We start from the raw sequence: 26491 nt of genomic DNA, 5'->3' as shown, positions 1-26491 counted from the left end.
AAGTCTCTTGAATTCAAGTGTCTTGACATCAAGAGATTCGCGACGTGATCCTGTTCTCATGACCTCACCCGACCAGCCCGCCTGGGATCCGCAGCAGTACCTGCGTCACGCGGACCACCGGACCCGCCCCTTCCACGACCTCCTGGCCCGCATCGGCGACCTCCCCGGCCACCCCGCACCCCGCATCGCCGACCTCGGCTGCGGCGCGGGCAACGTCACCACGCTCCTCGCCGACCGCTGGCCGAACGCCCGGATCACCGGCTACGACACCTCGCGCGAGATGCTCGCCGAGGCCGCCGTCCACGCCCGGCCGCCCCTGCTCGACTTCGCCGAGGCCGACGCCGCGACTTGGGAGCCCACCGAGACGTACGGCCTGATCGTCTCCACCTCCGCACTCCAGTGGATCCCCGGCCACGCCGAACACTTCCCCCGCTGGCTCGACGCCCTCGCCCCCGGCGGCACCCTCGCCTTCCAGGTACCCAACAACTTCACCGCCCCCAGCCACACCCTCCTGGCCGGCCTCCGCGAAGCCGACCACTGGCGTCCCCTGCTCCACGGCGTCGGCGACCGCACCGCCTCGGTCCTGGAACCGACCGACTACCTCACCCGCCTGCGGGACCTCGGCTGCACGGCGGACGTCTGGGAGACCACCTACCTCCAGACCCTGCACGGCGACGACGCGGTCCTCGACTGGGTCAAGGGCACCGCCCTGCGCCCCGTCCTCACCGCACTGGCCGACGATCCGGCGGCCCGCGACGCGTTCCTCACCGAATACCGCGACCTGCTCCGCGACGCATACCCACCCGGCCCGTACGGCACGGTCTTCCCGTTCCGCCGCATCTTCGCCATCGCCCGCAAGGAGAAGTGATGACCGCCCGCGTGGGCCTCACCGCCGTCGACCACGTACAGCTCGCCGCCCCGGCCGGGTCCGAGGACGCCCTGCGCACCTTCTACGCCGACGCCCTGGGCATGACGGAGATCCCGAAACCCCCGCTGCTCGCCGCCCGCGGCGGCTGCTGGTTCGCCGCCGGACCGGTCCAGCTCCACCTGGGCATCGAGGAGGACTTCCGCCCCGCGAAGAAGGCCCACCCGGGCCTGCGCGTCACCGGAATCGAGGCGTACGCGGCACGCCTGGAGGGCCGCGGCGTCACCACGGAATGGGACGACAACCTCCCAGGCCACCGCCGCTTCTACGCCCAGGATCCGGTCGGCAACCGGCTGGAGTTCCTGGAGCCGGACGCCCTGTGAGACCTACAGCTCCTTGAGCGCTTCCGCCGAGATGTCGAGGTCCACCGGGAACGGCACACCCGTCTTCAGCCGGTCGTGATGGATCCCGGTCAGCGCGTACGCCTTCGTCACCGGGTCCAGCTCGTAGACCCGCACGACGGGGTGCTGGTCGGTGCCGGTCATCTCGACCAGCCAGAAGTGCGGGATGCCTGCGGTGGCGTACTTGTGCGGCTTGGCCTCACGGTCGCGGGCCTCGGAGTCGGGGGAGACGACCTCCACGGCGAGGAGGACGTCGGCGGCCTGGTACCGGGTCACGTCCGGCCCGGTGACCGCCTCGGTTCGTACGACGGAGACGTCGGGCTCCGGCCCGTTCCGCCGGTCCAGCACCACGGTCATCTCGCGGCGGACCTTCACCTCAGGCGGTGCCGTACTGCGGAGTCCCGTCACCAGCAGATCGATCATCGTGCTGTGAAAGTCTCGCTGCGGACTCACGAAAACCAGGCTCCCGTCGATCAGCTCTGTGTGCGGCGGGAGATCGGGCAGCGTGAACAGATCGTCCACGGTGTATCCGTCCTGCGGGGGCACCGGCCAGCGGGAGCTGTGCGCGGTGGTCGGCTCGGCGGTCATGGTTCCTCCCATGGACGAATCCTCTGCCCTGCCGACCACACTACGGCGGGAAATCCGCACCCGTCATCACAACGGGTGACGACGTGCGGAAGGGTTACGCGATCAGCTCTTCCGGTGCCCTATCAGCCGCGGCTTCGACTCCAGGTTCTCCAGCCCGTGCCAGCACAGGTTCACCAGGTGGGCGGCGACCTCCGCCTTCTTGGGCTTGCGCACGTCCAGCCACCACTGGCCCGTCAGCGCCACCATCCCCACCAGCGCCTGCGCGTACAGCGGAGCCAGCTTCGGGTCGAAGCCGCGGGCCTTGAACTCCAGGCCCAGGATGTCCTCCACCTGCGTGGCGATATCGCTGATCAGCGAGGCGAACGTGCCCGTCGACTGCGCCACCGGCGAATCCCGCACCAGGATCCGGAAACCGTCCGTGTACGACTCGATGTAGTCCAGCAGCGCGAACGCCGCCTGCTCCAGCAGCTCGCGCGGGTGCCCCGCCGTGAGCGCCCCGGTCACCATGTCCAGCAACTGGCGCATCTCGCGGTCGACCACCACCGCGTACAGGCCCTCCTTGCCGCCGAAGTGCTCGTACACCACCGGCTTGGACACCCCGGCGCGCGCCGCGATCTCCTCCACCGACGTGCCCTCGAAACCCTTGTCGGCGAACAGGGCGCGCCCGATGTCCAGCAGCTGCTCGCGGCGCTCCTTCCCCGTCATCCGGACCCGCCGGGCCCGGCGGGAGGGGGGAGTCCTGTTCTTCTCGCTGCTCGTGCTGGAGTCGGTCGCCACGTCGTCAATCATGCCGCGTCGGCCGGTGCGGACGTGCGCCGGGAGTCGATACGCGCCGCATCCGGCCACCGTACGTCCGTGGCCCAGCCCAGCTTCTCGAACCAGCGGATCAGCCGGGCGCTGGAGTCGATCTGCCCCCGCATCACCCCGTGCCGGGCGCTCGTCGGTTCCGCGTGGTGCAGGTTGTGCCACGACTCGCCGCACGACAGGACCGCCAGCCACCACACGTTCCCCGACCGGTCACGCGACTTGAAGGGGCGCTTGCCCACCGCGTGGCAGATCGAGTTGATCGACCAGGTCACGTGGTGCAGCAGTGCCACGCGGACCAGCGAACCCCAGAAGAACGCCGTCGCCGCGCCCCACCACGACATCGTCACCAGACCGCCCACCAGCGGCGGAATCGCCAGCGAGACGATCGTGAAGGTCAGGAAGTGACGCGAGACCGCCCGGATCGCCGGGTCCTTGACCAGGTCGGGGGCGTACTTCTGCTGCGGCGTCTGCTCCTCGTCGAACATCCACGCGATGTGCGCCCACCACAGCCCCTTCATCAGGGCCGGCAGGCTCTCCCCGAACCGCCACGGCGAATGCGGGTCCCCCTCCGCGTCCGAGAACCGGTGGTGCTTGCGGTGATCGGCCACCCACCGCACCAGGGGCCCCTCCACCGCCAGCGAACCCATCACGGCCAGCGCGATCCGCAACGGGCGCTTCGCCTTGAACGAACCGTGCGTGAAGTACCGGTGGAAGCCGATCGTGATCCCGTGGCAGCCGATGAAGTACATCGCCACGAGCAGCCCCACGTCCAGCCAGCTGACGCCCCACCCCCACGCCAGCGGCACCGCCGCGACCAGGGCCACGAACGGCACCACGATGAACGCCAGCAGCGCGAACTGCTCGATCGACCGCTTCTTGTCGCCGCCCAGCGTGGCGGCGGGCGACGCCCCGGCCGCCCCGGGAGGCTCGGTCTCGTCGATCACGGGGGGAGTGCTCGGCATGGGGGGATACCTCTGAGGGTGAGGGAGGAGACGCGGACGGCCGTGGCTACGGTTCCGTAACCTACGGCTTGGTAAGTATGGCAGTGACGGGCCCCACAACACGAGAGGCCGCTCCAGCCCGTCCCGCGCGGTACCCCGCCCGCCCTCTGGGTAAGGGGACAGTGGCCCGGGTGTCCCGGGCGGCGACCGCGATCCCCGTCGGGGCAACGGACACGCCGCCTGCGACGACACCTATCCTGGGAGCGTCGGACAGCGCGGTCCGCACCCGCTCGTCGGGGCGTGGCGACAGCACCGCTGCCAGCCGCAGGGCCCCGGACCCCGCCACCCGTCCCCACCACCACGCAACGGGGGACGGCGAAGCGAACGCACCTCCTCATTCACTGCAAGGAGCCGCACACTGTGAGCAGTGCCGACCAGACCCCTGCCGCCAGCCCCGCGCTGCGCGCCGACATCCGCCGCCTCGGCGACCTCCTCGGCGAGACCCTCGTACGCCAGGAGGGCCAGGAGCTCCTCGACCTCGTCGAGCGGGTCCGCGCCCTGACCCGCACCGACGGCGAGGCCGCCGCCGAGCTCCTCGGCGACACGGACCTGGAGACCGCGGCGCAGCTCGTGCGCGCCTTCTCCACCTACTTCCACCTCGCCAACGTCACCGAGCAGGTCCACCGCGCCCACGAGATGCGCGACCGCCGCTCGGCCGAGGGCGGCCTCCTGGCCCGCACCGCCGACCGCCTCAAGGACGCCGACCCCGAGCACCTGCGCGAGACGGTCAAGAACCTCAACGTCCGCCCCGTCTTCACCGCTCACCCCACCGAGGCCGCCCGCCGCTCGGTCCTCAACAAGCTCCGCCGCATCGCGGCCCTCCTGGAGACCCCGGCCATCGAGGCCGACCGCCGTCGCCTGGACCTCCGCCTCGCCGAGAACATCGACCTCATCTGGCAGACCGACGAACTCCGTGTAGTCCGCCCGGAGCCCGCCGACGAGGCCCGCAACGCCATCTACTACCTCGACGAACTCCACACAGGCGCCGTCGGAGACGTCCTGGAGGACCTCGCCGCCGAGCTGGACCGCGTCGGCGTCGAACTGCCCGCCGGCACCCGCCCCCTCACCTTCGGCACCTGGATCGGCGGCGACCGCGACGGCAACCCCAACGTCACGCCGTCCGTCACCTGGGACGTCCTGATCCTCCAGCACGAGCACGGCATCACCGACGCCCTGGAGATGATCGACCACCTCCGCGGCCTCCTCTCCAACTCCATCCGCTACGCCGGAGCCACCGAGGAACTCCTCACCTCCCTCCAGGCCGACCTGGAACGCCTCCCCGGCATCAGCCCCCGCTACAAGCGGCTGAACGCCGAAGAGCCCTACCGCCTCAAGGCCACCTGCATCCGGCAGAAGCTCGTCAACACCCGCGAGCGCCTCGCCGAGGGCACCCCCCACCGCCCCGGCTGCGACTACCTCGGCACCGCCGAGCTCCTCGCCGACCTGGAGCTCATCCAGACCTCCCTGCGCGAGCACAAGGGCGGCCTCTTCGCCGACGGCCGGATGGACCGCACCATCCGCACCCTGGCCGCCTTCGGCCTCCAGCTCGCCACCATGGACGTACGCGAGCACGCCGACGCCCACCACCACGCCCTCGGCCAGCTCTTCGACCGGCTCGGCGAGGAGTCCTGGCGCTACGCCGACATGCCCCGCGACTACCGGCAGAAGCTCCTCGCCAAGGAACTGCGCTCCCGCCGGCCGCTGGCCCCCACCCCCGCCCCGCTCGACGCGGCCGGCGAGAAGACCCTCGGCGTCTTCCACACCATCAAGCAGGCCTTCGAACGCTTCGGCCCCGAAGTCATCGAGTCCTACATCATCTCCATGTGCCAGGGCGCCGACGACGTCTTCGCCGCCGCCGTCCTCGCCCGCGAGGCCGGACTGATCGACCTGCACGCCGGCTGGGCCAAGATCGGCATCGTCCCGCTCCTGGAGACCACCGACGAGCTCAAGGCCGCCGACGTCATCCTCGACGCGATGCTCGCCGACCCCTCCTACCGACGCCTCGTCTCCCTGCGCGGCGACGTCCAGGAGGTCATGCTCGGCTACAGCGACTCTTCCAAGTTCGGCGGCATCACCACCTCCCAGTGGGAGATCCACCGCGCCCAGCGCCGTCTGCGCGACGTCGCCCACCGCTACGGGGTCCGCCTGCGCCTCTTCCACGGCCGCGGCGGCACCGTCGGCCGCGGCGGCGGCCCCTCCCACGACGCGATCCTCGCCCAGCCCTGGGGCACGCTGGAGGGCGAGATCAAGGTGACCGAGCAGGGCGAGGTCATCTCCGACAAGTACCTCATCCCCGCCCTCGCCCGCGAGAACCTGGAACTGACGGTCGCGGCCACCCTCCAGGCCTCCGCGCTGCACACCGCGCCCCGCCAGTCCGACGAGGCCCTCGCCCGCTGGGACGCGGCCATGGACACGGTCTCCGACGCCGCCCACGGCGCCTACCGCAAGCTCGTCGAGGACCCCGACCTGCCCGCGTACTTCCTCGCCTCCACCCCGGTGGACCAGCTCGCCGACCTGCACCTGGGTTCGCGGCCCTCCCGCCGCCCGGGCTCGGGCGTCTCGCTCGACGGCCTCCGCGCCATCCCGTGGGTCTTCGGCTGGACCCAGTCCCGCCAGATCGTTCCGGGCTGGTTCGGCGTCGGCTCCGGCCTCAAGGCCCTGCGCGAGGCCGGACTCGACACCGTCCTCGACGAGATGCACGAGCACTGGCACTTCTTCCGGAACTTCATCTCCAACGTCGAGATGACGCTCGCCAAGACCGACCTGCGCATCGCCCGGCACTACGTCGACACGCTCGTCCCCGACGAGCTGAAGCACGTCTTCGACGCCATCGAGGCCGAGCACGCGCTGACCGTCCGGGAAGTCCTCAAGGTCACCGGCTCCACCGAACTGCTCGGCACCAGCCCGGTGCTCCAGCAGACCTTCGGAATCCGCGACGCCTACCTGGACCCGATCTCCTACCTCCAGGTATCCCTGCTCGCCCGCCAGCGCCAGGCCGCCGAGCGGGGCGACGAGCCCGACCCGCTCCTCGCCCGCGCCCTGCTGCTCACCGTCAACGGCGTCGCGGCGGGCCTGCGCAACACCGGCTGAGTACCGCGTAAGGAAACGGGCGGTCCTGCTACAGCGCGACGAACGTCGCCACCAGCAGGGCCGCCCCCGCCGTTCCGACACCCCACGCCGTGCGCCCCATCCGCAGCCCGCCGCCGATCACGAACGCGGCCAGCAGCATCGCCCCGCCCAGCGGCACCCAGGCATGCAGAAAGCCCGGCATCCCCGTGCGGACCACCGCATCGGAACCGGGCTTCACCACCACGGGGAAACGATCCCCCTCCCGCGCCGCGACCGACCGGTCCACGGTCACCCGCCCGAGGTCCCGCGACACCGCGTCCGGCTCGAACGAGGCGGTGCACGTGGCGTCGCCGCACCCCGTCACCGTCACCGTGCCGTGCTCACGGCCCTTGGCCAGAACGATGTGGTGCGCGGCGTCCCACGACGACCACACACCCGCGACCAGCAGCACCAGGACGACCAGGCCCATGGCCACCTGCCGCCCGGCCACCGCCGCACGGTGGGAAGAGCTCCGCTTCATGGGGGCAGATCCTTGGCCAGACCCGCACCCCCGGTCAACCTATGGCCGAAAAACGCCCCACCAGGGATGGGAATGTCAGGAGTTGTGCGCGGGAAGGAGGGAGCCGCCCGTCGCTCAGGAGGTGTGCGCGGGAAGGGGGAGCTGCCCGCCGCTGCCCGTCGCTGCCCGTCGCTCAGGAGTTGTACGCGCTCTGCGCCCGCTCCAGCCCCTCCGCCAGCAGACACTCCACCGCGTCCGCCGACCGGTCCACCAGGAACGCCAACTCCTTGCGCTCCGTCGACGAGAAGTCCTTCAGCACGAAATCCGCGACCTGCATCCGCCCCGGCGGCCGCCCGATCCCGAACCGCACCCGGTGATATTCCGGCCCCATCGCCTTCGTCATCGACTTCAGGCCGTTGTGCCCGTTGTCCCCGCCGCCCAGCTTCAGCCGCAGCGCCCCGTAGTCGACGTCCAACTCGTCATGGACCGCCACGACATGATCCATCGGCACCTTGTAGAAGTCCCGCAGCGCCGTCACCGGGCCGCCCGACAGATTCATGTACGACATCGGCTTCACCAGGACCACCCGCCGGCTCGCCGGACCCGGCGGACCGACCCGGCCCTCCAGGACCTGCGCCTGCGCCTTCTGCGCCCGCTTGAACTTCCCGCCGATCCGCGTCGCCAGCAGATCGGCCACCATGAACCCGACGTTGTGCCGGTTCGCCGCGTAGTCGGGACCGGGATTGCCCAGGCCCACGATGAGCCAGGGGTCGGTGGCGTCGGACATCAGCGCTCGGTCTCCTCACATACGGCTTACGGCACAGGCAAACGGGGCGGTGGCTCCCGGAAGGGAACCACCACCCCGTCAGTCAAGCAGGTGGAACACGTCACGCGGCCGGAGCCGGAGCGACGGAGAGCGGTGAGGCTCAGGCCTCGGCGGTCTCGGCTTCGGCGTCCTCGCCCGCGGCGGGCTCCTCGGCCTGCGCAGCGACGACCTGGATCACGATGGCGTCCTCGTCACCGGCCAGCGTGGAGCCCTTGGGCAGCGCGATGTCCTTGGCGACGATCGAGTCACCGGCGTCCAGGCCCGCGACGGAGACCGTCACGGACTCGGGGATGTGGGTGGCCTCGGCCTCGACGAGCAGCGTGTTCTGGACGAACTCCAGCAGGTTGGCGCCCGGCGCCAGGTCGCCCTCGGCGTGCACCGCGATCTCGACCTCGACCTTCTCGCCGCGCTTCACGGTCAGCAGGTCGACGTGCTCGATGGTGCCCTTGAGGGGGTGACGCTGCACAGCCTTCGGGATGACCAGCGCGTCCTTGCCGTCGAGCTTCAGACCGATCAGCACGTTGGCCGTACGCAGCGCGAGCAGCAGCTCGTGGCCGGGCAGGGTGATGTGGACCGGCTCGGCGCCGTGGCCGTAAACGACACCGGGAACCTGGTTGGCACGACGGACACGGCGGGCAGCGCCCTTGCCGAACTCGGTACGGACCTCGGTGGCGAGCTTGATCTCAGCCATGGTTGCACTCCTCGTCAGGTGGGTGAGCCGTCGGGAGACGGAACACGAACGGTCACCCGGCCCACGACAGGCCTGCTACGAAGAGCGCGTCGATAACGGACCGCCGTACACACAGGTACGGCCTCCCTCGCCGAGCAACTCGCTGAGTCTACCCGGCGGGGAGGCCGCACCCCAAAGTGGATCACCAGAGGGCGGTCGGCGCCCCTGTGAGCCCTGCTGTCAGCCCTGCTCCTCGAAGAGGCTCGTCACCGAACCGTCCTCGAACACCTCACGCACCGCACGCGCGATCGTCGGCGCGATCGAGAGCACCGTGATCTTGTCCAGCTCCAGCTCACCCGGCGTCGGCAGCGTGTCCGTGAACACGAACTCGCTCACCTTCGAGTTCTTCAGCCGGTCGGCCGCCGGACCCGACAGCACCCCGTGCGTCGCCGTCACGATGACGTCCTCCGCACCGTGCGCGAACAGCGCGTCCGCGGCGGCGCAGATCGTCCCACCGGTGTCGATCATGTCGTCGACCAGCACACAGACCCGGCCCTCGACGTTGCCCACGACCTCGTGGACGGAGACCTGGTTGGGCACGTCCTTGTCGCGGCGCTTGTGCACGATCGCCAGCGGCGCGTCCAGCCGGTCGCACCAGCGGTCGGCGACCCGCACGCGGCCCGCGTCCGGCGACACGATCGTCAGCTTGGAGCGGTCGACCTTCGCACCCACGTAGTCCGCCAGGATCGGCAGCGCGAACAGGTGGTCCACCGGGCCGTCGAAGAAGCCCTGGATCTGGTCCGTGTGCAGATCGACGGTGAGGATCCGGTCCGCACCCGCCGTCGCCATCAGGTCCGCCACCATGCGGGCCGAGATCGGCTCACGACCACGGTGCTTCTTGTCCTGACGGGCGTACCCGTAGAACGGCACGATCACCGTGATGGAACGGGCCGACGCGCGCTTCAGCGCGTCCAGCATGATCAGCTGCTCCATGATCCACTTGTTGATCGGAGCCGTGTGGCTCTGGATCAGGAAGCAGTCCGCGCCACGTGCCGACTCCTGGAACCGCACATAGATCTCACCGTTGGCGAAATCGAACGCCTTCGTCGGCACGAGACCGACTCCCAGCTGATGGGCGACCTCCTCGGCCAGCTCGGGGTGGGCGCGGCCGGAGAAGAGCATCAGTTTCTTCTCGCCGGTCGTCTTGATCCCGGTCACAGCACAGTCTCCTCAGACGTGTATCTGGCGCTGCACGCATAGGTCCCGATGTGCAACGAGCCAGCCGAAATGGGGTGAGCATCTATCACGGTACGCCGTCACCGGCGCACCTGTTTCCGGTCAGCTTTGCCCGTCGCGCTCCTGCGACGACGCCTGAGCGGCCTGCGCGGCGGCACTGCCCGGACGCTTCCGGGCCACCCAACCCTCGATATTCCGCTGCTGGCCCCGCGCCACGGCCAGCGAACCGGCGGGCACATCCTTCGTGATGACCGACCCGGCGGCGGTGTAGACCCCGTCCCCGACCGTGACCGGTGCCACAAACATATTGTCCGAACCGGTACGGCAGTGAGAACCGATCGTCGTGTGGTGCTTGGCGACGCCGTCGTAGTTCACGAAGACGCTCGCCGCACCGATGTTGGTGTGATCGCCGATCGTCGCGTCACCGACGTAACTGAGATGCGGGACCTTGGTCCCTTCCCCGATCGTCGCGTTCTTCATCTCCACGTACGTACCGGCCTTGGCCTTCGTCCCCAGCCGGGTCCCCGGCCGCAGGTAGGCGTACGGGCCCACCGACGCCCCCGCCCCGACCTCGGCCGAGAGCGTCACGGAGTTGTCGACCCGGGCGCCCGCGCCGACGACGGTGTCCTCGATCCGCGCGTTCGGCCCCACTTCGCTGTCCTCCGCGAGATGGGTGGTACCGAGCAGCTGCGTCCCCGGATGCACGACGGCGTCCCGCTCGTACGTCACGGTCGCGTCGATCAGCGTGGACGCCGGGTCCACCACGGTCACGCCCGCGAGCATCGCCCGCTCCAGCAGCCGCTCGTTCAGCAGCCGGCGCGCCTCGGCCAGCTGCAGCCGGTTGTTGATGCCGAGGATCTCGCGGTGGTCGCCCGCCACGGACGCCCCGACCCGGTGCCCTGCCTCACGCAGGATCGACAGCACATCGGTGAGGTACTCCTCGCCCTGGCTGTTGTCGGTGCGCACCTTGCCCAGCGCGTCGCCCAGCAGCCGCCCGTCGAACGCGAACACCCCGGAGTTGATCTCCTGGATCGCCCGCTGCTCGTCGGTGGCGTCCTTGTGCTCGACGATCTCGGTGACCGCGCCGGTGGCGGGGTCACGCACGATGCGCCCGTAACCGGTGGAGTCCGGGACCTCGGCGCTCAGGACGGTGACCGCGTTGGCGTCGGCGGCGTGGGTGGCGGCGAGCGCGCCGAGCGTCTCGCCGGACAGCAGCGGGGTGTCGCCGCAGACGACGATCACGGTGCCCTCGACGGCCCCGCCGAGCTCTTCGAGCCCCATGCGGACGGCGTGCCCGGTGCCGTTCTGCTCGGCCTGGAAGGCGGTGCGCACGGGGGCGTCGCCGGCGTTCAGGTGCGCGGTGACCTGCTCACTGGCGTGTCCGACGACCACGACGAGGTGCTGGGGGTCCAGCTCACGGGCGGCGGCGACGACATGTCCGACGAGCGAGCGCCCGGAGATCTCGTGCAGAACCTTGGGGGTCTTCGACTTCATACGGGTGCCCTCACCCGCTGCGAGGACGACGACGGCTGCCGGGCTGGTTGCGCTCACGGATGTGCCCTTCGGCTTCGGGTGGTGGTCATCCGCAGGATACCGGGGGTGTTTCGGCGGGGAATGGGGGCGGGCCCCGACCGGTGTGGTCGGGGCCCGCATGCCGAAGCTCCCCCATCAGGATTTGAACCTGAACAGACGGTACCAAAAACCGCAGTGCTGCCTGATTACACCATGGGGGACTAATTCCGACTAAACCGGACATCGTGTCGGTTCACCGGATCGGCACCCAACACTATGCCGTACCAAGCACCTTCTACGCGACGACAGAGCTCGGCGCTCTTGGTCACCTGGATGACAAGGCGGCCGCGACAGGTCTCGGTCCCTGATCTGCCGGACGCTGAGGCCCGCCCGGCGCAGCGCCACCGCACGGGTGCGTAAGCCCTCGAAGGCGGCGTACTTGCTTGTGGTTTCCGTCATGCGGTGATCGTCGTCCGAAAGGCGAACGTCCGGATCGAAAGTGCGGTCGATTCGCCATTTCAGGCGATCGGCGTGCGTTTCGTGCATGTTCGAATGCGGAACGTGCTGTTGCCGGTCACCCGAAAATGAGATGCGTCCGCCCGTAGGCTGGATGCCATGACCGCAACGGGGGCAGACCGGGAGGCGGCGGGATCGACCACCCGCGGCTACTGGTGGTGGGAGCGGCGACGCAGTGTCGCCCTGGACGTGGGACTTGCGCTGGTATCGGCGCTGGAGTGTGGCCTGGAGGGGGTGGAGTTCGCCCGGAACACCGGGATTCCGGTGCCGGTGGGCGTGGTGTTCGGGCTTCTTGCCGGTTCGGTGCTGCTGATCCGGCGGCGGTGGCCGATCGCCGTGGTGCTGGTGACGATCGCGCTGACGCCCGCCGAGATGGGCTTCCTGATGCTGCTGATCGGCCTGTACACGCTGGCCGCGTCGGAGGTGCCGCGCCGGATCACCGTCGTGCTGGCGGGGATGGCGCTGGTGGGGACGTTCATCATCACGTACGTACGGCTGCGGCAGACCGTCGCCGAGCAGGCGGACTTCGGGCCGGGGGACTGGTACGTCCCTCTGATGTCCGTCTTCATGGCGGTGGGGCTCACGGCCCCGTCCGTGCTGTTCGGCCTCTACATAGGGGCCAGGCGCCGGCTGATGGAGAGCCTGCGGGAGCGGGCCGATTCGCTGGAGCGGGAGCTGTCGCTGCTCGCTGACCGGGCCGAGGAGCGGGCCGAGTGGGCGCGTACGGAGGAGCGGACCCGGATCGCCCGGGAGATGCACGACGTGGTCGCCCACCGGGTGAGCCTGATGGTGGTCCACGCCGCCGCCCTCCAGGCCGTCGCGCCGAAGGACCCGGCGAAGGCGGTGCGCAACGCGGCGCTGGTTGGGGACATGGGCCGGCAGGCGCTCACGGAGCTGCGCGAGATGCTCGGGGTGCTGCGCACCGGGGACGCGCTGACGGCGCCCGCCGCCGCGGGGGCGGTTCCGTTGGCGTCGGTGCGGCAGGCGGCCGCCGCTGCCGCCTCGATCGCCGCGTCGGAGGACGGGCCCCGGCTGCACGAGCTGGAGGCGTTGGTGGCGCAGTCGCGGCAGGCGGGGATGGTGGTGGAGCTGTCGGTCGACGGCGAGCTGCGGGCGTATCCGCCGGAGGTCGAGCAGACCGCGTTCCGGGTGGTGCAGGAGGCGCTGACGAACGTGCACAAGCATGCGGCGGGCGCGAAGACGTGGGTGCGGCTCGCGCATCGGGAGGCGGAGGTCGCGATGCAGGTGGAGAACGGGCCGTCGGACTCGGCGGCGGCGGACGCGGGGCTGCCGAGCGGGGGGAACGGGTTGGTGGGGATGCGGGAGCGGGTGCTGGGGCTGGGGGGTGTGTTCGTGTCCGGCCCCACGGACGCGGGGGGCTTCCGGGTCTCGGCGGTCCTCCCGGCCGGCTCGGGCGCCGCGTGAGGCCGGCCGTACCTCAGCCCGTCCGGCGCGTGAGGCCGGCAGCCATGTCAGCCCGTCCGACGCGTGAGGCCGGCAGCCATGTCAGTCCGCCCGGCGCGTGGGGACGGCGGTAATTTCAGCCCGTCCGACGCGTGAGGCCGGCAGTAATTTCAGCCCGTCCGGCGATTGAGGACGGAACCCTGGGCGTGGGGAGCGGCGACCCCTCCGTGTCCGGGAAGTGAAGGTGCCCGTTCGTCCGCAGCGACGGTTCCGTCCTCAAACGCCGGACGGGCTGAGTATGGACGGGCTTGCCCTCAAGCGTCGGAGGGGGCTGGGGATGCCGGGCTTGGGCTCAAACGCCGGACGGGCTGGGGGCGGCCGGGCTGGGGATGGCCCGGCCTGGGGTCAGGCGTCGGGCGGGCTGGAGGACAGGCGCGCCGGTTGCGTGCCGGTGACCAGGGTCGCCAGCGCCTCGTCGATGTCCTGGCCCAGGAACCAGTCCCCCGTGTGGTCGATGCTGTACACCCGGCCCTCCGTGTCGATCGCGAGAACCGCCTGCTCCTCCCCCTCCGCCCCCAGCGGACTGACCTCCGTCTCCAGGGCCCGGCCGAGGTCCCCGAGCGTCCGGGCCAGGTGGAGTCCGTGCAGGGGGTCGACCCGTACCGCGGCGGGCGCGATGTGGCGGCCGGGCGCGGACGCGGTGATGCGGAGGCCGCCGAACTCCGCCCAGGCCTCGACCGCGGCGGGGAAGACGGCGTGCCGGTGGCCGGCCGGGGAGGCGTGGGAGCGCAGCGCGTCGGCCCATTCCTCCGCCTGGCGGATGTCCCAGCGCCCGGGCTGCCAGCCCGCTTCGCGCAGGGCGGCGTCGACGGCGACGGGGAAGCGGGTGGTGGAGGTGTGCTGCTGGCGGTCGTGCATCGGTGGGCGGTCAGCCCTTCTCGGCGGTGGTCGCGGCGCCGGTGGAGGTCAGGTCGACGGGGCGTACGCCGAAGTGGGACAGGAGCGCCGAACAGGACCGGCACGGTGGTGCGTAGCTGCCGTGGAGCGGGTCGCCGTCCTCGCGGATGCGGCGGGCGGTCAGCCGCGCGTGCTTGAGCGCGCGGCGCGCTTCCCCGTTGGTCAGGGGTTTTCGCTGGGCGCGTTTGGAGCGCCCGCCCTCGGCGGCGGTGAGCTGGCGGGAGACGAGTATGGCTTCGGGGCAGCGGCCGGTGAAGCGTTCACGCTGGCCGCTGGTGAGGGTGTCGAGGAAGTCCTGGACGAGCGGGTGCAGCACCGGTGGCTGGTCCCCCTTGCCCGCGGTGCAGGTCAGCGTCTCGCCGCGGACGGACAGCGCGGCGGCCACGGCGGGGAGGATCCCGTCGCGGCGGTGGATCAGTCGGGGCGTACGGCTGGTCTCGGTGCTGCTCCAGCTGAGGCGCGGATCCCCTGATGTGACGGTTTGTGTGGAATGCATCGTGCTGACGTCCCTCCCTGCAATCCCCCGAGTTGCGGGGACAGCCTGTCAAATGTGCCGCATGGTGGGGAAGCTGGGTGGGGGAAACGTGTCTGCGTGTCGCCGGACGGTGCGAGACCGTCGCCGCACCGTCACGCGAATGTGACCGTTCGTGACGGAACCGGCGGGACGGGGTTCCCTGTTGCCCCACCGCTTAGGCTGTGCGGAACACCGGACGCAGCAGGGGGCATCAGCCATGACGACAGGTCGGCTCGGGCAGCAAGCCGCGCCACCGAACGCCGCCTACGCCGGGCAGGTCGTGAATTTCCCGGATCCGGTCCGGGCGTCCCGGCATCCCGGCGGGGTCCGGATGGACGGGAACGGCCACCCGGTTCTCTCGCCGTACGCGCGCGCCGCGGCCGAGATCGCCGATCCGCCTCCGGGCTTCGGCATCGACGAGCTGCGCCTGACCGATTACGTGTCGGCGAACGCGGCGATGGCGGCGAGCGGTCACGACCTGTGGGACACGATTCCCGCGGTGGCGACCCCGCACGGCTGGACCTGGCACCACGTGCCGGGCGGCCGGCGGATGGAGCTGGTGCCGGTCGAGGTGAAGGCGCTGCTGCGTCATCACGGTGGTCTGGCGGGCACCGACGTGGACCAGGACCGGCGCGGTACGCGCCCGTTGCAGGAGACCCGTCCGGCGCACTTCCGGTTGCCGAAGGGCGCGGGTGCGGTGAGCGAGCAGCAGGTTCAGGGGGTCGAGGAGGACCTCGGCTACCGGCTGCCCGGCGCGTACCGCTCGTTCCTGAAGGCGGCGGGCGGTTCGGCCCCGGTGGGCGCCGCGCTCGACGCGGAGCTGGGGCTGTTGGTGGACCAGCCGTTCTTCACGGTGCGTGACGAGGCCGCGATGAACGACCTGGTGTACGTGAACAAGTGCCTGCGGGACCACTTCACCAAGGACTTCCTGGGCGTCGCGTTCGTCCAGGGCGGGATTCTCGCCGTGAAGGTGCGCGGTCAGGACCCCGGTTCGGTGTGGTTCTGCCCGTACGACGATGCCCGGGACCAGGACGGCTGGAGTGTCCAGGAGCGTGTGGAGCGGCTGCTGCTGCCCTGCGGTACGGACTTCGACGCCTTCCTCCAGCGGCTGGCGGGCAACCCGCCGGAGCTGGAGACCGTGGCGAACCTGATGGTGGACGGCGGCTTCGCGCGCGCCGTCCCGGTGGAGGGGTGAGCGCGGTGGTGACTTTCGCGCAGGCGCAGGAGCGGGCGGACGAGTGGGTCAACGGTGACGTGCCCGCGTATCAGCACCGTGAGGTGCGGGTCCGTGAGTTCGAGCTGGGTTTCGTGGTGTGGGCCGAGGACCGGCCGGAGGGTCCCGTCTCGGACGGCGGCCGTCAGCGGCTGGTGATCGCCCGGGACAGCGGCGAGGCGACGCTGTGGCCGGGACTGCCGGTGGGTGAGGTGATCCGCCGGTACGAGGAGGAGTACGGGGCTCCGGCGGGCGCGCCGGCGGCGGCTCCCGAGCCGCCGCAGCGGGTGGACCTGAACCAGACGTCGTTCCTGTTGACGCCGCCGGAGTGGCTTCAGGAAGCGGCGGACAAGCTGGGGATTCCGGATCATCGGGCGGAGCGGCGAGAGGCGGAGGCGGCTGAGCCGTCGACGCAGTCCCCGTCCCCGTCCCCGTCTCCCTCTCCCTCTCCCTCTTCTCCCTCTCTTCCCTCTCCCTCTTCTTCGGCTCCGTCTCCGGCAGCGTCGGGTGAGACCCCCGGTGCCAGTCCTCTCGCCGCGTCCGCGCGGGGGGCCGCACCGTCCGCCGCGGACAGGACGCCGCCGCCTTCCGCTGGGGGATCCGCCGCGTCGTGGCCCGCCGCCGGCGGTGGCGCGGCCTACGAGCCCACGGCCTCCGACGGGGTGCCCGCCGGGGCGACCCCGTGGGCCGGTACGGACACCAACTCCGGCTCCGACGACGCGGCCGTCCCGCTGCCCGCGACGGTGTTCGCGCCGCCGCTGTCGGGCACGGACGACGAGGAGGCCCCGCCGCCGGTCGTTCCGGCGGAGGCGCCCACCGCGTTGATGTCGGGGGGCAGCCAGCTGCCGCGTACGCAGGTCGCGCCCTCGCTCCGGCCGCAGCCGGGGGCCCCGGGCGGGGCCGGTGACATCGCCGACGCGGCCACCAGCAAGGCCGTGGTGCCGCCGCGCGGGGCGCGTGGGGGCGGTCCGTCGACGCCGCCGCCGCCCGGTGCGCCGGGGATTCCCGGAATGCCGCCCGGTGCGACGCCGCCGCCGCTGGGGCCGGGTGCGCCCGGTGCTCCGGCGGGCGGGTACGTCCCGACGCAGCTCGTCTCCCAGCTCGGCCCGCCCGGCGCCACCCCGCCTCCGGGCCCGCCCGGTCCGCCGCAGGGTTCCACGCCGCCCCCCGGGCCCCCGGCTCCTCCCGGTCCGCCCGCGCCTCCCGGCTCCACGCCGCCTCCGGGTGGCGGGGTGCACCATGCCGCGACGATGCTCGCCGACGGGAGCAGCATCGGTGCGGGCGTTCCGGGTGCGCCCAGGCCGCCGGGTCCGCCCGGTGCCCCGGGGGCCCCGCAGCCTCCTGGCCCGCCCGGCGCCCCGGGTGCTCCGCGGGCGCCGCAGCCTCCCGGTCCGCCCGGGCCGCCGCCGGGCTCCACGCCGCCTCCGGGCGGTGGGGTGCACCACGCGGAGACGATGTTCGCGGGCCCGGGGCCGGTCGGGCCTCCCGGTCCGCCCGGGGCCCCCGGTCCCGTACCGCAGCCGCCCGGCCCGCCCGGTCCGCCTCCCGGTGCGCACACCCCGCCGCCCCCGGCGTACGGCTATCCGCAGCAGCCCACCGGTCAGCCGACCGTGGGCCCCGGCTATCAGGCCGTGCTGCGGTTCCGGGCTCCGGACGGCAGCGAGCAGCAGCTGATCCGCCGCTCGGCGCCGGGCACCCCGCACCCCGAGTGGCAGATGCTGCACGAGCTGCGGGCGATGAACGTGCCGCCGCAGCAGGTCATCGAGCTGCACACGGAGCTGGAGTCCTGTGAGCTGCCGGGCGGGTACTGCGCCCGGATGATCCGGGAGACCTGGCCGCAGGTGCGGATCACCAGTGTCGCTCCGTACGGTACGGATCACGCCAGCCGTCAGCAGGGCATGCAGCATCTGCTCACGCACCAGGGCGAGCTGCACCAGGTCGCGGACGGCCCGGCGCGGCCCGCGCCGGTGCGGGCGCCGCTGCCGCAGATGCCGCCCGCGCCGGCGCTGCCGCCGGAGGCGGTGGCCGAGGAGCTGGCGCAGGCGTTCGGTCCGCAGGGCATTCTCCGGTTCGACCAGCGGGCGGTGTCCCGTCAGGGGGTGCCCGAGGTCGTCGCGCGGACCCTGGTCTGGGCGGGGCTGCCCGCCGATTTCGGGCCGTTCTTCTGGGCGCAGCCGGGGCAGCCGGTGGTGCCGACGCTGGGCGAGCTGGCGGCGCAGCGGCAGGTGCAGCCCGCGCCGGACGCGGGGTCGTACCTGGTGATGGGTACGGACTTCGGCCGGGCGATCTGTGTGCAGTACGGGACGGCGAACATCGTGGCCGTTCCGGTGGAGGCGGGGCCCGGCGGGCAGCCGGTGCCGCCGCAGTTCGTGAACACGGGGCTGCCGGAGTTCGTGCGGTCGATGGCGCTGCTGGGCCGGATGTGGCGGCTGCGGTTCGGGCTGAACCCGGAGCAGGCGGGCCGGTGGACCGTCGATTTCCAGGCACAGCTGGTGGCCCTGGACCCGGCGGCGTTGGCGTCGCCGGAGAGCTGGTGGTCGGTGCTGCTGGAGCAGATGTGGGACGGCCTGATCTGACGGCCTGATCCGACGGTCTGATCGAGGCGCCCGGACCCGGGAAGGGTCCGGGCGCCTCGCTGTGCGGTGGTTCGCCCGGGTCTGTGATGCCGGTCGCTTCCGGCCTGAATGCCGTTGATCGATTCCGACTTCCGGCACCAATTGCCGCATCCTTGACGTATCACGGGATGCCGTGGTGTGGCGGCGCGTGTCGGCGGGTCGGAGAGGGGTTTCGGGGATGAGTGCTGGACCGGTGTCCGCGTTCGACGTCGTCGGCGTGCGGGGCCGTGGTTACCGCCCGGAGCAGGTGGACCGGGCGATGGCCGCGCTGACGGCCGAGCGGGAGGCAGCGCTCGCCGAGCGCGCGCGGCTGACGGCCCGGGTGGAGGAGCTTCTCGCCGAGGCGGCCCGGCTGGCGGAGACCGTCGCGACGCTGCCCGTGCAGGACTACGCGGAGCTGGGGGAGCGGGCGCAGCGGATTCTGGCCCTGGCCGAGGGCGAGGCGGAGGCGCTGGACGCCGAAGCGGTGGCGGCGGGCCAGGCGCTCCGGGACGAGGCGGAGGCGGCGGGCCGGGCGGCCGGGGACGCGGCCCGCGAGGCGGCCGACGCGGTGCGCGCAACGGCGGAGCAGGCGGCCGAGGAGAGGGTGGCCGGGGCGGTCCGCGAGGCGGAGGGTCTGCTGGCGGTGGCCCGTCAGGACGCCGAGGAGATGCGGTCGGCGGCGGCTTCGGCGATGGAGGAGACCCGCAGCCGTACGGCGAATGTGCTGGCCCACCAGGAGCAGGAGCACGCGGAGCGCCTCAAGGCGGCCGAGGCCGAACGGGCTTCTGAGGAGGGGGCGTTGGAGGCTCGGTACGCGGAGCTGACCGAGCGGGCGGAGACCCTGCTCGCGGAGGCGGGCCGGGGTCTGGCCGCCACGCAGGAGGCGGCTCGGCACGGCCAGGAGGACGCGGAGGCGCGGGCGGCGGAGCTGCTGGCCGAGGCCCGGGTCCGTGAGGAGCGGGTGGTCCGCGAGACGGAGCGGATCCTGCGGGAGCACGAGGAGGGCCGCGAGGAGGCCCAGGCCCATATGGCGCACGTACGCAGCTCGTTGGCGGCGCTGACGGGGCGGGGACCGTCGTCGGGGGATGGGCCGGAGGGCGGATCGGGGCACGAAGCGGAGGACGGGTCGGAGCGCTGAGTGCTCCCCGTCGCCCCGGGGTGGGGGGCTGAGCGCTCCCTCCTGCCCGGGCCGGAGGGCTGAGCGCTCCCCGTCGGCCCGCGGCATGGGCTGAGCGCATCCCGTCGGCCGGGGGCGGGCGGGTCGTCCGCTCCCTCGCCGGGGCGGCGGACCGGGTGGGTCCGAGCAGGTCGCAACGGGTGGCAACCCTTGACGAATGCGCGTTCTCGGGAGGTGATGGGAGTGATCGGTTCACACGTTTCCGTTCCCCGTTCACCAGGGAGTGTTCATGTCGGTCCCAGCGCCGGACATTTTGTCACCCGAGTTCGAGAGAGACCCCTATCAGGCGTATCGCCGGATGCGTCATGACTCGCCGCTCCTGTGGCACGAAGCCACCAGGAGTTACATCGTCTCGCGTTATGAGGACGTGGAGCGCGTCTTCAAGGACAAAGCCGGTGAATTCACCACCGAGAACTACGACTGGCAGATCGAGCCCGTGCACGGGCGGACGATTCTGCAGCTCAGCGGGCGCGAGCACGCCGTGCGCCGGGCTCTGGTCGCGCCCGCCTTCCGGGGCAGCGACCTGCGGGACAAGTTTTTACCGGTCATCGAGCGCAATTCGCGCGAACTGATCGACGGGTTCCGTCACTCCGGTTCCGTCGATCTGGTCACCGACTACGCCACCCGTTTTCCCGTGAACGTCATTGCGGACATGCTCGGTCTGGACAAGTCCGACTATGAGCGTTTTCACGGCTGGTATACGGCCGTCATCGCTTTTCTCGGAAATCTCTCCGGCGACCAGGACGTGGCGCGGGCGGGTGAACGTACCCGTGCCGAGTTCGCCGAGTACATGCTGCCGATCATCCGCAAACGGCGTGAAGCGCCCGGCAACGACCTGCTGTCGACGCTGTGCACCGCGGAGGTCGACGGGGTCCGGATGAGCGACGAGGACGTCAAGGCGTTCTGCAGTCTGCTGCTGGCGGCCGGCGGGGAGACCACCGACAAGGCCATCGCCGGGATCTTCGCCAACCTGCTCACCCACCCCGAGCAGCTGGCGGCGGTCCGCGCCGACCGGAGCCTGATACCGCGGGCCTTCGCCGAGACGCTGCGCTACACACCGCCGGTGCACATGATCATGCGTCAGTCGGCGGCGGAGGTGGAGCTGAGCGGCGGCACCGTACCGGCGGGCTCCACGGTGACCTGCCTGATCGGGGCCGCCAACCGGGACGAGGACCGCTACCGGAACCCCGATGTCTTCGACATCTTCCGCGAGGACCTGTCCGCCACGAACGCCTTCTCGGCGGCGGCCGACCATCTCGCCTTCGCGCTCGGCCGGCACTTCTGCGTCGGTGCGCTGCTGGCGAGGTCCGAAGTGGAGATCGGTGTCGGCCAGTTGCTGGACGCCATGCCGGACCTGCGGCTGGCCGACGGCTTCGATCCGGTCGAGAACGGTGTCTTCACCCGGGGGCCGAAGAGCCTGCCGGTCCGGTTCACACCGGTGTCCGGCTGACCGGAACGGAACGCCGTCGCCCCCGAGCGGCCGGGGCGGGGCCGGGACCGGGGCGGGGCCGGTCCCGGATCCCGCGGGCTCCGGCACCGGTACTCCGGGCCGGGGCTCCGGCCCCGGCTCCGGCCGCTCACCCCGGTGCCCCGCTACTGCGCCATCGGACTGAACTGGACCGGCAGCGCCGACAGTCCGCGCATCCAGATCGAAGGCCGCCAGGTGAGCTCCGCCGGCTCGACCGCCAGCATCAGGTCCGGCAGCTGTTCCAGCAGCGTCTCCACCGCCGTACGGGCCATCACGTCCGCCAGCAGCGGTGCGGGATAGGGGCAGCGGTGTTCGCCGCCGCTGAACGACAGGTGGGCGGAGTTCTCGGCGCCGACGTACGCCTCCGGCCAGATCTCGGGATCGGTGTTGGCCGCGGCGATTCCCAGGACCAGGCAGTCGCCGGCCCGGATGTGCCGGCCGCCGAGCTGGGTGTCCCGTACGGCCCAGCGGCCGATGAAGTTCTGCGTCGGGGTGTCCAGCCACAGCACCTCGTTGAGCGCCTCGCCGACGCTGAGCCTGCCGCCGGAGACGTTCACCGCGAAGCGTTCGTCCGTCAGCAGCAGTCGCAGCGTGTTGCAGATCCAGTTGGCGGTGGGCTGCTGGGCCGCGGCGATCACCGAGATCAGGTCCTGGACGATCTCCTCGTCCGTGAGGCCCGCCTCGTGCGTCACCATGCGGGAGGTGACGTCGGGTCCGGGAGCCGCCCGCTTGTCCTTGACCAGTTGGCGCAGCCGCTCGCCGACGCGTCCGTAGGCCGCGACCGGGTCGTCCCCCTCGCCGGCGTCGAGTGAGATGCGCAGGTCGTCCACCAACTGCTGGGTGTCCGAGCCCGACACCGGCATGCCGCACATCTGGACCACGGCCCGCATCGGCAGCGCGTGGACGTAACCGCTCATCAGCTCCGTCCGGCCGGTTCCGGCGAAGTCCGCGATCAGCCGTTCGGCGATGCGCCGGCAGTCGCGTGCCAGCTCGAACTGGTCGACGCCTTCGAGCGCTTCGGTGATGACGCCCGCCCGGCGCCGGTGCTCGTCGCCCTCGGTGAAGAGCACCGACGGCTGGTAGCCGACGAACGGCAGCAGGGGCCAGTCCGGCGGAATGGTCTCCCACTGGTTCCAGCGGCGCGAGTCCCTCGCGAACAGCTCGTCGTGCGTGGTGACGTAGGACAGTTCGGCGTAGCCGAGCACCAGCCAGGCCGGAACGTCCCCGTCCAGGAGGACCGGTGCCACCGCGCCGTGCTCCCGCCGCAGCGAGCGGTAGAGCTCCGTGGGCGTCTGCTGGTAGGAGGTTCCGGACAGGCGCACCGCACCGGAGGCGACCGGGCAGCCGGAGGGGGCGGCGGTGTTCGGGTCGAAGGAGGGGCTGGGCGGGCTGGAGGGGCTTGAAGGGCTGGAGGTGCTCATGGTGTTGTCGTCTCCCGGGCGATGGCCATCGTGCGCAGGTGGTCGACGAGCGTGATCAGGACGTTCTTGCTGGACCGCCGGACCCGGGCGTCGCAGTCGATCATCGGGATGTGCTCGGGCAGCGCCAGTGCCTGGCGGATCTCGTCGAGGGAGTGGGCGAGGTCGTCGTCGAAGCGGTTGACCGCCACCACGAACGGTGTGCCGTGGTGTTCCAGCCGGTCGATCGCGTACCAGGAGTCGTCCATCCTGCGGGTGTCCACGAGGACGACGGCGCCGAGCGTCCCGGAGAACAGCCGGTCCCACAGGAACCAGAAGCGCTCCTGTCCCGGGGCGCCGAACAGGTAGAGCACGATGCGCTCGTTGAGGCTGATGCGTCCGAAGTCGAAGGCGACCGTGGTGGTCGTCTTGGCGTCGACGCCGTCCGTCTCGTCGACGCCGACGCCGGCCTGGGTCATGACCTCTTCGGTGTTCAGCGGCCGGATCTCGCTCACCGAGCGGACGAGCGTGGTCTTGCCGACGCCGAATCCTCCGACGACGACTATCTTCAGGCCGGTTTCGGCGGCGTCGGCCAGCGGTGTGCGCTGGGCCGGCAGCTCACAGCTTTCGGAGACCATGGAGCACCTCCTTCAGCAGTTCGGAGTCGGGAAGCGCGGACGGTGAGGCGGCCACGCGTGGATGGCGGGCGGTGATCCGTCCCATGACGTGCAGGTCGTCGAGCAGGATGCGCACCACGGTGACCGGGAGGGAGAGTTCGGCGGCGATCTCGACGACGGCGGTCGGGTGGGTGCACAGGTCGAGGATCCGCGCGTGCTCCGACTGCATGCCGGTGGTCGGCCGGGACTCGCTGACCACCAGGGTCACCAGGTCGAAGGAGTCCGCGGCGCGGCTGCGTCCGCCGGTGACCGTGTAGAGCCGGTCGGGGGCTCCGGTGTCGACGGGGCGGCGGGTCACGACGCGTTCCCCGGTGAGGTACTCCCCGGCGACGCGCTCCCCGGTACGGTGCCGCGTGGCGCGGCACGCAGGTGTTCGCCGATCTGCTCGACCAGCTGCGTCATCTGGTTGCCCACGATGCTGGGGTCGGCCTCCTCCGTGGCGACGACGGCCAGATGCGCGCCCTCACCGGCCTCGACGATGAAGAGCAGGCCGCCGTGGAACTCCGTCATCGAGTGCCGTACGCCTCCGGAGCCGTCGCCGAACTCGATGGAGGCGCCCTGCGCCAGCGCCTGCATGCCCGAGCAGATGGCCGCCAGCTGGTCGGCCTGGTCGAGCGTGAGGTGCTCGCTCCAGCAGAGCTTGAGCCCGTCCCGGGACAGGGCCAGGGCGTGCCGCGTTCCGGGGGTCTGCTCAAGCAGCCTCTGCAGGAGCCAGGTGAGGCTGTTGTCTGTGGTCTGCATGATGAGTGACGGGACCGTGGCGCCGGGGACCGGCCGACGGCCCGTACCTCCAATCTCGGATGTTCGAGCGAGCGCGTCCGGTGAACCCGGGCACCCTGTGGATGGCGTTCCGGGCTACGGCGCGGAGGGCGGCGGCGGTACGGTCCCGGCGTCCGGCTCCCCGGAGGCGTTGCCCTGGGGCCGTCGGCCGCGCTGGAAGGCGCCGAACTGCTGGCCCGCGCTGCGGGGCGGGGTGGCCCGTGGCGTGTCGCCCCGCGGGTTCGCCGCGGAGGTGGGCGCGGGCGAGCCCCGGTGGCGGCCGCGCTCCGCCTCGCCCATGGTGCGGCCCGGCGTGCGTACGGGCAGGCCGCCGGGGGTGGAGGCCGGCGCGGGGCGGGCCGCCGGCCGCTCGGGCTCACGCGGACGGACGACGAGGTGGTCGGCCGCCGGGGCGGGAGCCGGGGCGGGCGTCTGGCCGGGTGCCGGGGCGGCGGGTGCGACGACTTCCGGCAGGGAGGGCGTCACGGGCACGGGCGCGGCAGGCGGTGTCGAGGCCGGGAGCGCGGCCATCGGTGTCGCGGGTGCGGACTCGGGCGACGGTGCGGCGGGTCCGGGCGACGGTGCGGCGGAAGCGGAAGCGGAAGCGGAAGCGGGTGCGGGCGTCGGTGACGGCGACACGGCCGCCGCGGCGGCTTCCCGGAGGCCCGGAGCCGGGTGGTTCTCGCGGGGCTCCTGCGCGATCAGATGGCGTGGCAGCAGGACCACCACTCCGGTGCCACCGCGCGAGGACGGCCGGTAGTTGACGCTGATCCGGTGCTTGACCGCGAGCCGCCCCACCACGGCGAGGCCCAGGCGCGTGCCCTGGAGGGCCGCGAGGTCGGTCAGCCGCCCGGCGACGGAGTCCGCGGCCCGGCGCATCGCCGCGTCGGCCATCTTCAGGCCGCTGTCCTCGATGGTGACGACGATGCCGGTGCCGCGCTCCTCGACGTACACGTGCACCTCGTCGATGGGCGGTGAGAAGTTGGCGGCGTTGTCCATCAGTTCGGCGAGCAGGTGCATGACGCCTTCGGCGGCGAAGCCGGAGATGGCGACGTTCGACGAGCAGTGCAGCCGTACGCGCTGGTAGGCGGCGATCCGGCCGACCGCGCCCCGCAGGATGCTCTCCATGACGATCGGCCTGTTCCAGGCGCGGCTGGGCCGGCCGCCCATCAGCAGCGCGAGGCGGTCCGTCATCAGGCCGAGCTGCGAGGTGCTGTGGTCCAGCTTCAGCAGATCGCCGAACACCTCTTCGCCGTGACGTTCCTGCATGCCGCGCAGATCGGCGAGCATGCTGACGGACTTCGCCTGGACGCGGCTGAGCGCCTTGGCGGACGCGGTCTGCGCGGCGAGGGCGCGGCGCTCGCTGAGCGCGAGCTCCCGGAGCACCGCCTCGATGGACGCGCGCAGCAGCGGCTGTTGGGGCAGATACACCTCGGCCTGCACCGCGGCGCCGGACTCGCCTTCGCGGAGCCGGGCCGCCACGCTCGGCAAGGTGTCGCGGGTGAAGCGTTCCACCTCGGAGGCGAGCGCGTGCAGCTCCTCGCGGAGCCGGGCGTTCTCCGTTCCCATCTCGTCGTGGACCCGGGTGCTCTCGGTCCGCAGCGCGGCGGTCTGCTGCTCCTGCCCCTCGACCGTGGTGGCGAGCAGGTGCAGGAGCTTGCGCTGACGCGGGCTGCCCGGCGACGGGATCCGGCCGAGCGCGTCGGTGGCCTTCACTCCGCCGCGTATCAGCTGGATCAGCGAGGGCAGCGCCACATCAGCGGTGTGCGCCGTGTCCATCTCCAGTGCGGAGAGCGAGGCCCTCAGCCGCTCGGCCTCCGCGGCCTGCGCGGAGGCCGAGCGCCGCGTCCGCCGGGTGACGGTGTGGGCGACGGCGAGCGTCACGGCCAGGACCGCCCAGGCGATGAGCACCACGACCACCGCCCAGCCGCGTGCCACGGACGGCGCCAGGACCACGGCCACCGCCCCGGCGACGGCGGTCACGGACAACACCGCCACAAGCGGCGCCATCGCCGCCTTGGGCGCGTTCATCGGCCTCCGCCGCTGACTGGCTGGTTCGGGTTTTGGCATGGATGCGGTCCCTCAGTTCTACCGAGCAGAAGGTGTGCGGCCGCTCCGAGAAGGTGCACTGCACCTCGGTGGTTCGGAGGAAAGCGGAAGCAGCCTTTCCTGTCAGGGGTTGACCACATCGTAGACATGCTTGTGCGGCGGATGATCCGGCGAGCGGCATAGTCCGTAGGCAGAGTGATTTTGTCGGGAAGTGGCCAGCGCGTTAAGGCTGTTGTGGTACTCGCGAGGCGGCGGGGCCGCGCGCGCGGCCGTCGGCGTGGAATGGCCC

Annotated in this window: 23 protein-coding genes and 1 tRNA gene; 8 read left to right on the top strand and 16 right to left on the bottom strand. The window is 71.7% G+C overall.

Going from position 1 to position 26491, the window contains the following annotated elements:
* Nucleotides 1–58: 58 nt before the first annotated feature.
* Both ACFWRV_RS12370 and ACFWRV_RS12365 read left to right on the top strand, forming a co-directional pair.
* Nucleotides 59–868 (top strand): trans-aconitate 2-methyltransferase, encoded by an 810-nt coding sequence (locus ACFWRV_RS12370; RefSeq protein ID WP_384332332.1) that lies wholly within the window; start codon nt 59–61, stop codon nt 866–868.
* Nucleotides 868–1248: a VOC family protein gene (locus ACFWRV_RS12365; protein ID WP_384332329.1), complete on the top strand. Its 381-nt coding sequence runs from the start codon at nt 868–870 to the stop codon at nt 1246–1248. The genes ACFWRV_RS12370 and ACFWRV_RS12365 overlap by 1 nt, the downstream gene beginning before the upstream one ends.
* Before the next feature lie 3 nt (nt 1249–1251).
* On the opposite strand, the gene ACFWRV_RS12360 is transcribed toward ACFWRV_RS12365, so the two are convergent.
* The 3 genes from ACFWRV_RS12360 to ACFWRV_RS12350 form a co-directional block, all read right to left on the bottom strand.
* Nucleotides 1252–1854 (bottom strand): Uma2 family endonuclease, encoded by a 603-nt coding sequence (locus ACFWRV_RS12360; protein WP_384332411.1) that lies wholly within the window; start codon nt 1852–1854, stop codon nt 1252–1254.
* A 102-nt stretch (nt 1855–1956) separates the two neighbouring features.
* Nucleotides 1957–2643, bottom strand: coding sequence for a TetR/AcrR family transcriptional regulator (locus ACFWRV_RS12355; RefSeq protein ID WP_024263574.1), 687 nt, complete (start codon nt 2641–2643; stop codon nt 1957–1959).
* Nucleotides 2640–3623, bottom strand: a complete 984-nt coding sequence (locus ACFWRV_RS12350) for an acyl-CoA desaturase (protein WP_384332326.1) — start codon at nt 3621–3623, stop codon at nt 2640–2642. The genes ACFWRV_RS12355 and ACFWRV_RS12350 overlap by 4 nt, the downstream gene beginning before the upstream one ends.
* Before the next feature lie 399 nt (nt 3624–4022).
* Between ACFWRV_RS12350 and ppc the strand changes: the two genes are divergently transcribed.
* Nucleotides 4023–6752, top strand: a complete 2730-nt coding sequence (gene ppc / locus ACFWRV_RS12345; RefSeq protein WP_384332323.1) for a phosphoenolpyruvate carboxylase — start codon at nt 4023–4025, stop codon at nt 6750–6752.
* Nucleotides 6753–6780: 28 nt separating this feature from the next.
* Here ppc and ACFWRV_RS12340 read toward each other — a convergent pair whose 3' ends face one another.
* From ACFWRV_RS12340 to ACFWRV_RS12315, 6 genes are all read right to left on the bottom strand, one after another.
* Entirely contained in the window at nt 6781–7251 is a 471-nt protein-coding gene (locus tag ACFWRV_RS12340) for a hypothetical protein (protein WP_384332320.1), read from the bottom strand.
* A gap of 172 nt (nt 7252–7423) precedes the next feature.
* Nucleotides 7424–8017 (bottom strand): aminoacyl-tRNA hydrolase, encoded by a 594-nt coding sequence (gene pth, locus ACFWRV_RS12335; RefSeq protein WP_384332317.1) that lies wholly within the window; start codon nt 8015–8017, stop codon nt 7424–7426.
* Between the two features lie 139 nt (nt 8018–8156).
* Nucleotides 8157–8747 carry a 50S ribosomal protein L25/general stress protein Ctc gene (locus ACFWRV_RS12330; protein WP_384332314.1) on the bottom strand — a complete coding sequence of 197 codons (591 nt, stop codon included), beginning with the start codon at nt 8745–8747 and terminating at the stop codon, nt 8157–8159.
* A gap of 219 nt (nt 8748–8966) precedes the next feature.
* Entirely contained in the window at nt 8967–9944 is a 978-nt protein-coding gene (locus ACFWRV_RS12325) for a ribose-phosphate diphosphokinase (protein ID WP_015609053.1), read from the bottom strand.
* A gap of 120 nt (nt 9945–10064) precedes the next feature.
* On the bottom strand, nt 10065–11513 hold the full coding sequence (glmU, locus tag ACFWRV_RS12320; protein WP_384332311.1) for a bifunctional UDP-N-acetylglucosamine diphosphorylase/glucosamine-1-phosphate N-acetyltransferase GlmU: 1449 nt from the start codon (nt 11511–11513) through the stop codon (nt 10065–10067).
* A gap of 109 nt (nt 11514–11622) precedes the next feature.
* Nucleotides 11623–11695 (bottom strand) — tRNA-Gln (locus ACFWRV_RS12315).
* Between the two features lie 394 nt (nt 11696–12089).
* Between ACFWRV_RS12315 and ACFWRV_RS12310 the strand changes: the two genes are divergently transcribed.
* Nucleotides 12090–13415, top strand: coding sequence for a sensor histidine kinase (locus ACFWRV_RS12310; protein ID WP_384332308.1), 1326 nt, complete (start codon nt 12090–12092; stop codon nt 13413–13415).
* A gap of 384 nt (nt 13416–13799) precedes the next feature.
* Here ACFWRV_RS12310 and ACFWRV_RS12305 read toward each other — a convergent pair whose 3' ends face one another.
* Together ACFWRV_RS12305 and ACFWRV_RS12300 are read right to left on the bottom strand one after the other, a co-directional pair.
* Nucleotides 13800–14312, bottom strand: coding sequence for an SUKH-3 domain-containing protein (locus ACFWRV_RS12305; protein WP_384332305.1), 513 nt, complete (start codon nt 14310–14312; stop codon nt 13800–13802).
* A 10-nt stretch (nt 14313–14322) separates the two neighbouring features.
* Nucleotides 14323–14847 carry a YwqJ-related putative deaminase gene (locus ACFWRV_RS12300; protein ID WP_384332302.1) on the bottom strand — a complete coding sequence of 175 codons (525 nt, stop codon included), beginning with the start codon at nt 14845–14847 and terminating at the stop codon, nt 14323–14325.
* Nucleotides 14848–15082: 235 nt separating this feature from the next.
* On the opposite strand from ACFWRV_RS12300, the gene ACFWRV_RS12295 reads away from it, so the two are divergent.
* The 4 genes from ACFWRV_RS12295 to ACFWRV_RS12280 all read left to right on the top strand — a co-directional run bounded on the left by ACFWRV_RS12295 (nt 15083) and on the right by ACFWRV_RS12280 (nt 21302).
* The gene (locus ACFWRV_RS12295; protein WP_384332299.1) at nt 15083–16060 is read left to right on the top strand and encodes an SMI1/KNR4 family protein; all 978 of its coding nucleotides are present in this window, start codon (nt 15083–15085) and stop codon (nt 16058–16060) included.
* Nucleotides 16061–16065: 5 nt separating this feature from the next.
* Nucleotides 16066–18654, top strand: coding sequence for an SUKH-4 family immunity protein (locus ACFWRV_RS12290; protein ID WP_384332296.1), 2589 nt, complete (start codon nt 16066–16068; stop codon nt 18652–18654).
* A gap of 217 nt (nt 18655–18871) precedes the next feature.
* Complete coding sequence (locus ACFWRV_RS12285) at nt 18872–19813, top strand: cellulose-binding protein (RefSeq protein WP_384332295.1); 942 nt, start codon at nt 18872–18874, stop codon at nt 19811–19813.
* Between the two features lie 337 nt (nt 19814–20150).
* The gene (locus ACFWRV_RS12280) at nt 20151–21302 is read left to right on the top strand and encodes a cytochrome P450 (RefSeq protein ID WP_384332292.1); all 1152 of its coding nucleotides are present in this window, start codon (nt 20151–20153) and stop codon (nt 21300–21302) included.
* 143 nt (nt 21303–21445) lie between these two features.
* Here the strand turns inward: ACFWRV_RS12280 and ACFWRV_RS12275 are convergent, their stop codons facing one another.
* From ACFWRV_RS12275 to ACFWRV_RS12255, 5 genes are all read right to left on the bottom strand, one after another.
* Complete coding sequence (locus ACFWRV_RS12275; RefSeq protein WP_384332289.1) at nt 21446–22741, bottom strand: cytochrome P450; 1296 nt, start codon at nt 22739–22741, stop codon at nt 21446–21448.
* The gene (locus ACFWRV_RS12270) at nt 22738–23355 is read right to left on the bottom strand and encodes an ATP/GTP-binding protein (protein ID WP_384332286.1); all 618 of its coding nucleotides are present in this window, start codon (nt 23353–23355) and stop codon (nt 22738–22740) included. Before ACFWRV_RS12270 ends, ACFWRV_RS12275 begins: the two co-directional genes overlap by 4 nt.
* Complete coding sequence (locus ACFWRV_RS12265) at nt 23336–23692, bottom strand: DUF742 domain-containing protein (RefSeq protein ID WP_384332283.1); 357 nt, start codon at nt 23690–23692, stop codon at nt 23336–23338. The genes ACFWRV_RS12270 and ACFWRV_RS12265 overlap by 20 nt, the downstream gene beginning before the upstream one ends.
* Nucleotides 23689–24135, bottom strand: coding sequence for a roadblock/LC7 domain-containing protein (locus ACFWRV_RS12260; protein WP_384332280.1), 447 nt, complete (start codon nt 24133–24135; stop codon nt 23689–23691). The genes ACFWRV_RS12265 and ACFWRV_RS12260 overlap by 4 nt, the downstream gene beginning before the upstream one ends.
* Before the next feature lie 114 nt (nt 24136–24249).
* A complete protein-coding gene (locus ACFWRV_RS12255; protein WP_384332277.1) occupies nt 24250–26184 on the bottom strand; it encodes an ATP-binding protein in 1935 nt (644 codons plus the stop codon).
* Nucleotides 26185–26491: the final 307 nt, after the last annotated feature.

Origin of the sequence: Streptomyces sp. NPDC058576 (assembly GCF_042718715.1) — a bacterium.
Taxonomy (GTDB): Bacteria; Actinomycetota; Actinomycetes; order Streptomycetales; family Streptomycetaceae; genus Streptomyces.
The sequence above is the reverse complement of the archived record's forward strand: the minus strand, read 5'-3'. Positions and strand labels throughout refer to the sequence as shown.